The organism is Gilliamella sp. B3367 (assembly GCF_026536825.1).
Lineage (GTDB): Bacteria > Pseudomonadota > Gammaproteobacteria > Enterobacterales > Orbaceae > Gilliamella > Gilliamella apicola_E.
On the sequence record NZ_JAFNNJ010000004.1, the window covers coordinates 146662 to 160218 of the forward strand.

Genomic DNA, 13557 nt, shown 5'->3' on the forward strand with positions numbered 1-13557 from the left:
TCATTGTAAATCCTCCATAGCTTGTTTGTACTCGGCATCAGTTGGTGTTTTAGAATGCCAATCACCATTATTTTCCATAAAACTAACCCCTTTTCCTTTGATGGTATGAGCTAAGATAGCAATTGGTTTACCTTTATAATGGCGAGCTAATGCAAAGCCATCCACTATTTGTTCCATATCATTACCATCGGTTAATTCAATTACGTTCCATCCAAAAACTCGTAATTTGTCAGCCAATGGTTCTAATCTACATACTGAATTAACCTCATCATGAGAAGACAATTTGTTATAATCTATAACCGCAACTAAATTATCCATTTTCATATGAGCGGCTTGCTGAAGTGCTTCCCAAATTTGTCCTTCATGCATTTCACCATCACCAATAATTGCATAGACTTTATTTGGATCATTATTGAGTTTTTTGGCCGCGGCCATTCCTAATGCAATTGATAAACCTTGTCCTAATAACCCTGTATTAGCATCAAGTTGTGGAACTGTTTTAATATTAGGATGTCCCTGTAAACGAGAATTTAAATTACGAAAAGTAATCATTTCTTCATCTTTAATAAAACCTAATTGATTAAGTAGTGCGTACTGAATTGCAACCGCATGCCCTTTACTCATGACAAGACGAGCTCTAGGACTTTGATTAAAATTAATTTCGTTTTGATAAATATAGGTCATGATATCAGCTATTGATAATGCCCCACCTGGGTGACCAGCTCCAGAACGATATATCATTGAGACAATATCACGTCTTGCTTGTTTAGCTGATTTTTTTAACTGTTCAATATTCATTATTTCCTCACTTATTCTAATCCTTTATTAAACTCAACATTTAATAAGCACTTTGAGTTTGCCATCGAGGTTTCCTGATATAGCTTGTTGAAAGGCTTTATCTGCATCTTCTAATGGAAAGACTTTTTCATAGATTATTTTTGATAAGTCAGTTTGAACTTCCTTTCGACTTAACAATTTTGCCGTATTAATAAGATCTTCTGGTGTATACATATGGCTAGAAATAACAGTTATTTCCGATGATTGTAATTCATGAAGATTAACGCTATTTCCTTTAGCATATTGCGCAATAAGCACTAAATATTCTGGCTTTCTTTGTGAGTCAATAATTTCATCAAGTACATTTCGCACTCCTGAGCATTCAAAAATAATCGGTCTGATTTTTGAATCTAAAATATGAACTTCACAGATACTATTATTTACTGTAAATCCAAGTTCATTAAGTAATTTAACTCTAGTTTGATTTGTTTCAATAATAATTGGCTTTAAGTTATAAAGATGCTTTAAAACCAATCCAGTCACAACGCCTATAGTGCCACCACCAGTAATAATGATCGGATAATTATTTATATTTATATTCTCTAGAAGTTTAACAGCATGATAACCAACCGCTAAAGGCTCAAATGTGGCAGCTATTTTAAGATCAATGTTGTTATCTAACTTAACCAAATGATCGAGATCTACAGTTATGTATTGAGCTAAAGTTCCATCTAATCTAAATCCCATTACACGACGATTTACTCGACAGATATTGGGATAGCCATTAATACAATTAACACATTCTCCACACCCAACAAGTGGATTTATTGCAACATGATCACCGATTGAAAATCCTTTATTATTAGAGTTTACTTTAGTGATCACCCCAACCGCTTCATGGCCTTGAATAAAGTTTGTTGGTGGCTTCAATGAAGGGTGCATTCCCAGGTAAAAATGGGTATCTGAACCACAGATACCACCATATTCAATTTTAACAACAGCATTTCCTTCTTTGAGTAACGGTTCAGGAAGTTCAACAATGTCTGTTTTTTTTATATCAGTTATTTTCACTGCTTTCATATTTTGTCTCTGTTAAAAAAATTATAAAATTCTTACTTCAATAAGACCGTACAATATTAAGATAAGGCTTCTTTTATCTTGTTGATTAATTCATCTAATTTAGGATCACCAATATAGTTTTTAATACTTACTATTGGCTGTTTTACCTTATGGCTAGCTCTTTCAACTAATCGTTCTTGAATAACAACAAGATCAGCTTCTTGCGGTACATTTTCGATGGAAAAATGTTTTACAATAATGTCTTTATCAACACCGTTTTCCTTTAGTTGTTTTTTGAATCTTGATGCACCTAGTGCACTTGAACCAGCTCCAGCGTCACAAGCAAAAGCAATGAATTGAATATTTTTTAGATCAACTTCTTGTTCATTTTGTTGAGATTGATTTGATAACTGAATGTCAGCTTTGGCTTTCAAATAAGCTTTATTGCTTCCTTCTAATTTTGTATCAAGCACTTCTTGTTTTGAATTAGAGAAATCTTCATCTTTTTCAGTAATTGGACTGATTTTAAGTAAAAAACTACAACCAATAAATGAAACTATCGCAGCGGCGCCTATACCACATATTGTTGCAAGATGTTTTCCAGGAGGTGTAAGAGCTAAAAAGGCAAAAATTGATCCTGGAGTAGCACCTGCAACCAATCCGGCATTCATTAGTGAAAAGACAATAATCCCAGCTGCCGAGCCTAACATGAGAGGAAAAATCATTAGTGGTCGCATATAAACATATGGAAAATACATTTCATGAATACCGCCAAAGAAATGAATAATAGTTGCTGCCGGTGCAGATTTTTTACTCATACCTTTACCGAAGAAACAGAATGCTAATAGTAGACCTAATCCTGGACCAGGACTGGCAAATACCATGAAGTAAACCGATGATCCATTAACTAAAGCATCTTTCATTCCTAACTGATAAAATATTGCCTGATCAATAGCATTATTGAGGAAAAGTACCCTAGTAGGCTCAATTAATAAGGCGAGAGAAGCTAGATAACCCGTTTGTAATAATCCATCTATTGCTGCAGCGATAATATTAGTGATGGATAGCATAAATGGGCCAATAAAATAATAGCCTAAAATTGCTAATCCCATTCCTAAGAAACCTAATGCAAAATTTTGAATAATATTTTCAAAACCATTAGGTAAACGATTTTCTAATAATTTATCAAGCTGTTTACTACAATAACCACCCAATGGGCCCATAGCCATTGCACCTAATAACATAGGTATGTCTGAACCAACTACAATCCCCATTGTACCGACTGTGCCAATTATTGCTCCGCGTTTACCTCCAATCATGTCACCGCCGGTATATCCAACAAGCATTGGTAACATATAAGTAATCATAGGGCTAACTAGGCTGCCTAGTTGTTCATTCGGCAACCATCCTGCTGGAATAAAAAGAGCGGTAATAAATCCCCAAGCCATAAAAGCACCAATATTTGGTATGACCATTGCTGTGAGGAATCCACCAAAACTTTGAATTTTAGCTCTAATTGATATTTTTTTATCCATAGTAAAATTCCTTAAAATTTAAAATACATACGCATATTTAATATGACTAGTCATTATAAATAGCAAGCAAATAATATTTTATAGAAAAATAATGTATATATAATTTTATTCAAAATGTTAAGTTAATCACATTTTAATTTTTAAGTTATTATGAATATACATATTTTAATTTGTTTACTATGATTTAGGTTTATTTAAGGCTGATATAAATAAAATTGAGTATGAATAAACTTAAGAAGGAATAAGGTTGAATGGCGTTGAACCTATTTAATATATAGTCAAAATATTGCTATCTGAGGTTATTTGAATGAAAATGATAACTAATAGAAAAATTGAGGAATCAAAATGAGTGGTAACATAACAACAAAACAATTAAAAGTTATCAATTACATTACTAATCTAATAGAAGAAAAAAACTTATCTACTGGTGAGAAAATTGATACTGAAGTTAATATTGCAAAGATTTTGGATGTAACTCGTACCACTGTTAGAGAAGCCACCAGACATTTATTAGAAGAAGGACTAATTTACCGTGTCAGAAAGTCAGGATTACATGTAGGTTCATTTGAGCGAAATATTAATCTAACTGGTAAATTTAATGTAATCTCTCATTTCGATTATCAGGCTAAAAAACAAGGTTATAGGGGAGCTAGAAAAGTTCTTTCTGCAAGTATAATTCCTGTTCCAAGTGAAGAATTGGCCAATTTACTTAAATTAAAGCGAAATGACTTTGTTTATAAAATTGTTAGATTAATGTTTTTTGATAATATTCCTGTATCAATAGAGTTTACGTTAATACCTGCAAATTTATTTCATCAGTTCGAATTTAGTCAATTAGAGATATCAAAATTTGGTTATATTGAAGAGATCACAGGAAAAAAAGTAAAAAAACGAATTCAAAACATTATGGCTGTAAATGTCGATGATGAAAAAATTGAGAATTCATTAAATATAGCTAAAAATACCGCCCTACTAAAACTTGAGGAAGTCACATATCTTGAAGATGATACCCCATGCGAACATAATACCTCTTTTATAAAAGCAGAATATCATCCTATACAAAATATCATTGAACGACGATTGTAAGGTAGCTTAGGAATGAATTTATGGCACTTAAATATATAAATCCCTAATAATTAAATATATAATTTGATCAAACTAATTAAATATTTGCCGATATGATTGCCGTTAAACAACTCTTTATCTATCCGATTAAATCAATGCAAGGTATTGCATTGACGCGTGCAAAGAGTATTGATGGTGGCTTTGAATATGACCGTATCTTAATGATAAGTGAACCAGATGGAACATTTATAACTGCCAGACAATATCCAGAGCTGTTAAAACTTAAAACGGTAATAATTGACAACCAAGTGCAGGTGTCATTACCAACTAACGAATCAATCGTGATTAATTTCGATGAGTTTTCACTAAGTAATGAAGCAACCGAAGTTTGGGGAAATCACTTTACATCACATATTGCGCCAATTAAAGTTAATCAATTTTTTAGCCAATTTCTTCAAAAAGATGTGCAATTGCGTTGGATCGGCAAAAAATTGAGTCGAAGAACTAAACGTTATCCAGATGTGCCAGTTAGTTTTGCTGATGGTTATCCTTATTTGTTGTTAAATCTTGCATCATTTAACTATCTTGAACAACAGTGCCCTGAAAAATTAGATATTCGCCAATTTCGTGGCAATATTATTATTAATGGCGCACTCCCTTTTGCAGAGGATGGATGGAAAACCATTAAAATTGGTGAGTTAATATTTGATATCATCAAACCTTGTACTCGTTGTGTATTAACCACGTTCAATGTCAATTCAGCCAAAGCTTTACCTAATAATGAACCTTTAAAAACTTTAAGTTATTTTAGAACTAATTTGGATGGTAAAATTGATTTTGGTATGAATATGATTGCTCGAAATCATGGTACTGTATCGATTGGTGATAAAATTGAGGTACTTGAACGCCAACCAGCTAAAAGCTATATTAAAAACTTTCCTACAGAATCAATAAAAGACTATCAACCTTGTACAATTACTTTCCAAGATAAAAAAATTAAAGGTAATAATCAGCAAACAATTATAGAACAACTTGAACAACATCATATTTCAATTCCTAACTCTTGTCGGGCTGGTGTATGTGGTCGTTGCTCAGTATTATTAACAAAAGGGGATGTAAAACCTTTAACTCAATCAGCGATTAAACAAAATAAACATATTCTAGCCTGTAGTTGTGTTCCAAAAGGTGATATCACTATAGAATAGAAAAATAATAATTTTTATTATAAGACAAAGAATTTAATTTATTAAAATAATGGAATAAATATTAGGCTACAGTGGATGTTAAAAAAATTATTTTTATTTACGCTTCTCGGTTCCCTTTCTACATCTGTATTTTCTTTAGATCATTATAAAATGGTTTTCGACAATATAAAGGAAAAAAAAGAAGAGAAAGTCCTTAAAGAATTAGAAGAAGGCAATACAACAAATCTAACTTATCTTACTCAGCTAGGGATGAGTTATATTGAATTGGCTAATACACTTCACAACAAAAGTTGCAATAACATTCATAACATTCATGATTTAGTATCAACTTGGAAAAACCAATTTATTTTGACTAATGATATCTATTATGGTGTGTATGGTGAAGAGGATGATCGTAATAATTACTTGTCTTATAGATGTAAAAACCTAGAAATTGACATAATAAACGTTTTCATAAAACCTAAATTAATAGATAAAGGATTATCATTAATTCGAATTGCAATAATGAATGGTGATTTAAACACCATTAAATTAGTAATGACTTTAGAAGATAGTAGAAAAAATCCTAATTACTATTATTTTCATGATTTTATTGAATATATGAAAAAAGAAAATAATCAAAAAGTAAATGGTTATGTATCTTTTTTTAATTGGTCAAGCATATCTTACTGGTAAATCTATTGATAGAGCTCCTGGTAGAGCACTTTGGAGATTTTCTGAAGCTAGAGATATTGGTGAACCATCTTTACCCTACTTTATTGCTTTTGCTAAAATTGAAGCTCAAATTGATACTTTATTGAATTCTAAATATCTGTTTGATGAAAAAATTTATAAAGATGAAAACACAGAGGTTGATAAAAGTATCTTGGATGGTATGCAAGATAACGCATTTCGAGGGGATATTCCTTCCTTACTTTATTTGAGTGGCTACTATTTAAATGAAGTTAAAATGAACAAAGCTTTAATGTATTTTAAAAAGGCTTGCGCATTGTCTTCTTCTCCAGCATGTGAAATGTATAAGAATAATCTCAAATATTCATACCATAAAGAACTCTATCCGTTATTGGAAAAATTCGACAAGGATAAACCTGATCCTAAAATCGCCATAAAAATAGCTAAATGGTGTGAAAAAAATTACAAATATTTACCCGCTATTTATTTTTACTCTTATGCTGCGGATAATGATCCTAAGTTGTTTCTTCACATAATTGACTTATATTCTAAAACTAGTCTTCATGAAGATGACCAAGATAAAAAAATTATGGAAAATTATATTAAATATTCCAATTATGTTAAAAATCCTCACATTTTAGGATACATTGCTTAGAGGTTCAGTTTTATTACAGAGATAGATAAAAAAATTTATTGGTTAAAAGAAGCAGCTAAGGCAGGGGATTGGAAAGCTAACAGTTCTTTATCTAAGCTATATATGGAAGGTTACTATGTTCCTCAAGATTTTCCTAAAGCAATTTACTGGTTCAAAAAATATTGCTTTCAAGGTGGCTATAGTACTCCAGGTTGTAGACCTTTATATGAATTACGTAAAGATCCTGAATTACAACTTGCGTTAAAAAATAATGATATGGATGCTCAATACAAAGTAGGTTTAATGTTTTTTGATGAAGAACCATTGTGGGAAGCTGGACTGGATTATATAAAAAAAGCAGCTGAACAAGGGCATGAATTCGCAAAAGAGAAGTTATTGGATCATGGTAATCGTACTAAAATGGATTACTTTATAATATATTACATGCCGGGTTGATAAGTTTTAAAAGAATCAATGAGTAGTATCATACTACTCATTTTTAATTAAGATAATTAGGAAATAGCTTTTAATTCCAACTGCTCATTAACCAACGTCATAGAGCTTTCAGTTTTTACAAACTGATTAGCTAATGCTAGTCTATCATTCATCACTTTAATCGCTTCTGAAAAACAGAAGGTTTTGTTCATAGCCACAAACGTCGGTTGAGCAACAATGCAAAGCGATGCGTTTTCACCAGCTTCAACGACCAATAAACATACCCTTTGACCGGATTCTTGTAGGTTTACTTCCACAATATCAGCAACTTTGGGATTATAAAGCATAGGTTGCTGAGAAAAATACCAGCTCTTAGGCATTTGTGGTTTCAAAAAATTTGAAGCAACAATTGCATTAATTGATAATTCAATTTTTTGAGCGTCACTCAAAATCAAAGATTGACAACTATCATAAAATAGATAATAAGCTGTTGCGTCATCGACAGAAAACGAAAACTCACTAAATACATCAGGTATTAGTGTTTTACTTGCATAATTACAACGAAATAACATTTCTGATGAAATTTCAAGCATTAAGCTGTCGTATTCATTATCAAAATACCAACGCCAGCTATCAGTTGGTCGAAAAGCCATTTTCATTGATATTTTATCCTTACAAATTGAACTAAATTTGAACAAAATATACCATAACTAATATAAAAAATAAATAAAAAGTTAAAATAAAAAATTTTTAATTATTTAATTTTTAAAAGTTTTATGAAAATTTTAGAAGGATCCGAATGATCTAAGTTGGATCCTTTTTTTGATCCTTGATCCTTTGTGATCAAATCGTAATTTTACAAAATATTAAATGCAGTTAAAGCTTGATGTTAAGATACTTTAGACATAAAAAAAGGTGCTTATTAGCACCTTTTTCATAACTGATTAAGATCAATTAACTTGCTACATTGATCCTTTTCATATCTGTCATATAGCTACGAAGTTTACGCCCAACGATCTCAATTGGATGGTGACGAATAGCTTCATTAACATCACGTAATTGTGCATTATCAACACTGCCTTCAGGTATAGCTTTACCTAAGTCACCTGCTTGTAACATTGGCATGAATTTCTCTTTTAATAATGGAACAGCTGCATTAGCAAATAGATAGTTACCATATTCAGCGGTATCAGAAATAACGACATTCATTTCATACAAACGTTTACGAGCAATTGTATTTGCAATAAGTGGTAACTCATGTAGTGATTCATAATAAGCTGATTCAGGTAAAATACCAGATTCAAGCATAGTTTCAAATGCAAGTTCAACCCCTGCTTTAACCATTGCTACCATAACAACACCTTGATCAAAATAAGCTTGTTCGTCAATCTTACCTTGATATTCGGCAGCTTTTTCGAATGCAGTTTCACCCGTTTCTTTACGCCATTTCAATAAGTTAACATCATCGTTAGCCCAATCTTTCATCATCGTTGATGAGAATTCGCCTGAAATAATATCATCCATATGTTTACGGTAAAGATCAGTCATGATCACTTTTAATTCTTTAGCTAATGCATTCGCACGTAATTTAGCAGGATTAGATAAACGATCCATCATTAACGTAATACCACCTTGTTTTAATGCTTCAGTGATCGTTTCCCAACCAAATTGTAATAATTTACAAGCATATGCAGGATCAACGCCATCTGCGACAAGTTTGTCAAAGCAAAGTAATGATCCAGTTTGCAACATACCACATAAGATCGTTTGTTCACCCATAAGATCAGATTTAACTTCAGCAACAAAAGAAGACTGTAAAACACCCGCTCTATGACCACCTGTTGCAGCAGCCCATGCTTTAGCAATTGCTAAACCTTCGCCTTTAGGATCATTTTCAGGATGGACAGCGATCAGAGTTGGTACACCAAATCCACGTTTATACTCTTCACGAACTTCTGTTCCTGGACATTTTGGCGCAACCATCACTACTGTGATATCTGGACGAATTTTTTCGCCAACTTCAACGATGTTAAAACCGTGTGAATAACCTAATGCTGCACCCTTTTTCATCAATGGTTGAACAGCTTGTACTACAGCTGAATGTTGCTTATCTGGAGTTAAGTTGATAACTAAATCAGCGGTAGGAATTAATTCCTCATAAGTTCCAACTTTAAAGCCATTTTCTGTTGCTTTTTTCCATGATGCTCTTTTTTCTGTAATAGCTTCTTTACGTAAAGCGTAAGAAATATCTAAACCAGAATCGCGCATATTTAGCCCTTGGTTAAGACCTTGAGCACCACAACCAACGATCACAATCTTTTTGCCTTTTAAAAAATTAGCTTCTGATGCAAATTCATCACGAGCCATAAAACGGCACTGACCTAGTTGTTCTAATTTTTCGCGTAAATTTAATGTATTAAAATAGTTAGACATTATTCTCTCCATGAGTTGAATTATTTTTAATCAGAGCACTATAGCGTAAAATCATAATTGCGAAAATTGATATATTTAGAACATTATATTGCATAAATTGCAATAAACTTGCCAAGTTAAACACTTTCTTTTACTCTAAGTCCCCCCAAATTAATTAACCATTTATTTAATATGGATACTCGTTACAAGCAGGCTAATAAAGAAGCAAAGCTTTCATTGTTACTTACTCTTATCTATTTCGCTGCATGGGTAATTAGCGCTTATAGTTTAAAAGATCAAAAAGGTTTCATAGGTTTACCATTATGGTTTGAGCTGTCATGTATAATGGTACCATTCGGTTTTATCTTGTTATGTTATATTGTGGTAAAAAAACAATTCAAAAATATTCCATTAGAATAGGCCATTAAGCGTGCAATTAGATATTATTCTTCCTCTTATTATTTACCTTATATTTGTATTTGCGTTATCAATTTACGCTTATATAAAAAGAAAGAAAGTAAACCAATTTACTGACTATTTTATTGGTAATCGCACCATGGGCGGTTTTTTACTGGCGATGACCTTGGCTGCAACTTATATTAGTGCTAGTTCATTCATCGGTGGGCCAGGGGCTGCTTATAAATATGGACTTGGCTGGGTGCTTTTATCAATGATCCAAGTCCCTACTGTATTACTTTCACTGGGCATTTTAGGTAAAAAGTTTGCTATTTTAGCCCGTAAATACAATGCAATAACGCTTAGTGATATGCTCTATTCTCATTATAAAAGTAAAATGATTGTATGGTTTGCAAGTATCGCTTTAATTACTGCTTTTGTTGGTGCGATGACAGTACAATTTGTAGGAGGAGCACGTTTATTAGAATCATCTGTCGGTATTCCTTATGACAATGGATTAATTATTTTTGGATTCGGCACAGTAATATATACGGCTTTTGGTGGTTTTAGAGCCAGCATTTTAAATGATGCTTTCCAAGGCTTAGTTATGATAATCGGTGCCATTTTACTTTTAGTCGCAATTATTTACGCTGGTGGTGGGATTACAAATATTATTGACCGTTTATATACAATCGATCCGGCTTTATTAACACCACAAGGACCAAATAATTTTATGGACTTCCCTTTTATGGCTTCTTTTTGGGTTTTAGTCTGCTTTGGTGTTGTTGGTTTACCACATACTGCTGTTCGTTGCATGGCCTATAAAGATAGTAAAGCGGTACACCAAGGTATTATTATTGGTACTATAGTTGTAACAATCATCATGTTAACTATGCATTTATCTGGAGCACTCGGTCGTGCGATAGTGAGTGATTTAACGATTCCGGATCAAATTGTACCCACATTAATTATAAAAGTTATGCCTCCTTTGGCTGCAGGAATCTTTTTGGCTGCACCACTTTCAGCTATAATGTCCACAATTAATGCCCAACTACTACAAGTATCATCGGTTATTATTAAAGATCTATTCCTAACGATAAGACCAAATACCAAATTTAGTGATAAAATGCTAACTCGATTATCAGTTACCATTACCTATTTCTTTGGTGGATTATTGATATTAGCCGCATGGAAACCACCCGAAATGATCATCTGGCTTAATTTACTAGCATTTGGTGGGCTTGAAGCAGTATTTTTATGGCCATTAGTACTCGGATTATACTGGAAAAAAGCGAATGCAACAGGGGCACTTTGCTCAATGTTAGCTGGTGCAATAAGCTATACTCTTCTCGCTGTTTATAACATTAAGATTTATGCTTTCCATCCAATCATACCATCGTTACTGATCGGATTAGTTGTATTTATTATTGCCAACCTATTTGGCCAAACAGGAAAAAACTATGCCTTGGATTCAACTCAGAATTAACACTACTAATGAATTAGCTGAACAAATCAGCGAGCAACTAGAAGAATCGGGTGCTGTATCAGTCACTTTTCAAGACACTTATGATAACCCTGTTTTTGAACCGTTACCTGGTGAAACGAAACTTTGGGGAAACACCGACGTAGTTGGACTTTATGATGCTCAAATAGATATTGATGAATTAAAAGCGATACTAAATCTAGACCAATATTCCTATAAAATAGAACATCTAGAAGATAAAGATTGGGAAAGAGAGTGGATGGACAACTTTCATCCAATGCAGTTTGGTAAAAGATTATGGATATGCCCTAGCTGGCGAGACATTCCTGATCCTAATGCAGTCAACGTAATGTTAGATCCTGGTCTAGCATTTGGAACGGGGACCCACCCGACAACAGCATTATGTTTAACTTGGTTAGATAGTCTAGATCTAAACAACAAGATTGTGATTGATTATGGTTGCGGTTCAGGCATTTTAGCCATTGCTGCATTAAAATTAGGCGCTAAGCGAGTCATTGGAGTAGATATTGATCCTCAAGCGATCCAAGCAAGTCGTGACAATGCTGAGCGAAATAATGTTAGTGAAAAAATTGAACTATATTTAGCAAAAGATCTTCCAAATAATTTACAAGCAGATGTTGTTGTCGCAAACATATTAGCTGGCCCTTTAAAAGAACTTGAACCACAGATCAATAACCTTGTAAAAACTAATGGAAAACTAGGATTATCAGGTATTTTAGCCACTCAATCTCAAAGTGTATATGAAGCATATCAGACTCATTTTGAACTTGATCCTATTATTGAACAAGAAGAGTGGTGCCGAATTACTGGTAAAAAAAAGTAAAAATGTGACATTACCCCCTTTTAACTTAGAGGAAAAATGCGTAATATAGCCGACCTTAATTTGCTTAGCATTGGCAAGGTCACATTAAAAAACAATTTAATTGCGGCCCCTATGGCAGGAATAAGCGATAAACCATTTAGAAATTTATGTCATCGCTTTGGTGCAGGAATGACTATTTCTGAAATGTTTTTAGCTAATTCAGATGTATGGCATACTGACAAGTCAGCATTAAGAATGATTTCAACTGATGATGTTGGTATACGTGCAGTCCAAATTGTTGGCTCAGATCCAGATGAAATGGCTAGAGCTGCTGAATTTAATGTCAAACATGGTGCTCAATTAATTGATATTAATATGGGATGCCCTGCTAAAAAAGTAAATAAAAAATTGGCTGGTTCTGCATTAATGCAGCATCCAGATTTAATAAAAAATATTTTGCAAAAAGTTGTTGGCTCAGTTGATGTGCCAGTAACACTAAAAACTCGGACTGGATGGGATAAAAATAATAGAAATTGCATTGAAATCGCACAAATTGCGCAGGATTGTGGCATAAAGGCTATTACTATTCATGGGCGAAGTCGTGCATGCTTATTCAATGGAGAAGTCGAATATGACTCCATAAAAGCAGTGAAAGAAAAGGTAACGATTCCGGTAATTGCAAATGGTGATATTTGTACACCAGAACAAGCAAAAGATGTTTTCAAATATACGCAAGCTGATGGTATAATGATCGGCCGAGCGGCACAGGGGCGACCTTGGATATTTGAAGAAATTGCATTCTATTTAGCACACGGACAGTTAAAAAAAAATAAAACAATTGATGAAGTCGAACAAATTGTGTTAACACACCTTGAAGATCTTTATCAATTTTATGGAGAATACAAAGGATTAAGGATTGCCAGAAAGCATGTAAATTGGTATACCAAGAGTTATGCTGATAGTGATCAATTCAGGCGCTTATTTAGTGTACTTAGCAATACAAGTGAGCAAGTAAAAACACTAAAAGCATTTTTTAGTCAAATTAGAAACAAATAAAAGAG

Annotated in this window: 14 protein-coding genes; 9 read left to right on the plus strand and 5 right to left on the minus strand. The window is 33.1% G+C overall.

The window, feature by feature from the left end; all coding sequences use genetic code 11:
• The 3 genes from J3U23_RS07985 to J3U23_RS07995 are packed head-to-tail and all read right to left on the minus strand — an operon-like array spanning window position 1 to window position 3371.
• Complete coding sequence (locus J3U23_RS07985) at window positions 1–798, minus strand: transketolase (protein ID WP_065733799.1); 798 nt, start codon at window positions 796–798, stop codon at window positions 1–3.
• A gap of 33 nt (window positions 799–831) precedes the next feature.
• Window positions 832–1857: a zinc-dependent alcohol dehydrogenase gene (locus J3U23_RS07990; RefSeq protein ID WP_267330660.1), complete on the minus strand. Its 1026-nt coding sequence runs from the start codon at window positions 1855–1857 to the stop codon at window positions 832–834.
• Between the two features lie 56 nt (window positions 1858–1913).
• Entirely contained in the window at window positions 1914–3371 is a 1458-nt protein-coding gene (locus tag J3U23_RS07995) for a PTS mannitol transporter subunit IICB (RefSeq protein ID WP_267338963.1), read from the minus strand.
• Window positions 3372–3716: 345 nt separating this feature from the next.
• Between J3U23_RS07995 and J3U23_RS08000 the strand changes: the two genes are divergently transcribed.
• The 5 genes from J3U23_RS08000 (at window position 3717) to J3U23_RS08020 (ending at window position 7403) form a co-directional block, all read left to right on the plus strand.
• The gene (locus tag J3U23_RS08000) at window positions 3717–4457 is read left to right on the plus strand and encodes a GntR family transcriptional regulator (RefSeq protein WP_065733796.1); all 741 of its coding nucleotides are present in this window, start codon (window positions 3717–3719) and stop codon (window positions 4455–4457) included.
• A gap of 92 nt (window positions 4458–4549) precedes the next feature.
• Window positions 4550–5641, plus strand: coding sequence for a YcbX family protein (locus J3U23_RS08005; RefSeq protein WP_267338964.1), 1092 nt, complete (start codon window positions 4550–4552; stop codon window positions 5639–5641).
• Window positions 5642–5716: 75 nt separating this feature from the next.
• Window positions 5717–6316, plus strand: coding sequence for a hypothetical protein (locus J3U23_RS08010; RefSeq protein ID WP_267338965.1), 600 nt, complete (start codon window positions 5717–5719; stop codon window positions 6314–6316).
• Complete coding sequence (locus tag J3U23_RS08015; protein ID WP_267338966.1) at window positions 6270–6968, plus strand: hypothetical protein; 699 nt, start codon at window positions 6270–6272, stop codon at window positions 6966–6968. Before J3U23_RS08010 ends, J3U23_RS08015 begins: the two co-directional genes overlap by 47 nt.
• Window positions 6969–7001: 33 nt before the next feature.
• Complete coding sequence (locus J3U23_RS08020) at window positions 7002–7403, plus strand: tetratricopeptide repeat protein (protein ID WP_267338990.1); 402 nt, start codon at window positions 7002–7004, stop codon at window positions 7401–7403.
• Window positions 7404–7459: 56 nt separating this feature from the next.
• Here the strand turns inward: J3U23_RS08020 and J3U23_RS08025 are convergent, their stop codons facing one another.
• Together J3U23_RS08025 and ilvC are read right to left on the minus strand one after the other, a co-directional pair.
• Complete coding sequence (locus J3U23_RS08025; protein WP_141677448.1) at window positions 7460–8041, minus strand: cell division protein ZapC; 582 nt, start codon at window positions 8039–8041, stop codon at window positions 7460–7462.
• Window positions 8042–8336: 295 nt separating this feature from the next.
• Window positions 8337–9815 carry a ketol-acid reductoisomerase gene (gene ilvC / locus J3U23_RS08030; protein WP_267338967.1) on the minus strand — a complete coding sequence of 493 codons (1479 nt, stop codon included), beginning with the start codon at window positions 9813–9815 and terminating at the stop codon, window positions 8337–8339.
• 171 nt (window positions 9816–9986) lie between these two features.
• Here ilvC and J3U23_RS08035 point away from each other — a divergent pair, with 171 nt between their 5' ends.
• Genes J3U23_RS08035 through dusB form a run of 4 tightly spaced genes read left to right on the plus strand, consistent with a single transcriptional unit; the run spans window position 9987 to window position 13552 of the window.
• Window positions 9987–10214, plus strand: coding sequence for a YhdT family protein (locus J3U23_RS08035; RefSeq protein WP_065563416.1), 228 nt, complete (start codon window positions 9987–9989; stop codon window positions 10212–10214).
• A 10-nt stretch (window positions 10215–10224) separates the two neighbouring features.
• On the plus strand, window positions 10225–11676 hold the full coding sequence (panF, locus tag J3U23_RS08040; protein ID WP_065563415.1) for a sodium/pantothenate symporter: 1452 nt from the start codon (window positions 10225–10227) through the stop codon (window positions 11674–11676).
• Window positions 11651–12517 carry a 50S ribosomal protein L11 methyltransferase gene (gene prmA, locus J3U23_RS08045; RefSeq protein ID WP_267338968.1) on the plus strand — a complete coding sequence of 289 codons (867 nt, stop codon included), beginning with the start codon at window positions 11651–11653 and terminating at the stop codon, window positions 12515–12517. Before panF ends, prmA begins: the two co-directional genes overlap by 26 nt.
• A gap of 36 nt (window positions 12518–12553) precedes the next feature.
• A complete protein-coding gene (gene dusB / locus J3U23_RS08050; protein WP_065563413.1) occupies window positions 12554–13552 on the plus strand; it encodes a tRNA dihydrouridine synthase DusB in 999 nt (332 codons plus the stop codon).
• Window positions 13553–13557 lie beyond the last annotated feature (5 nt).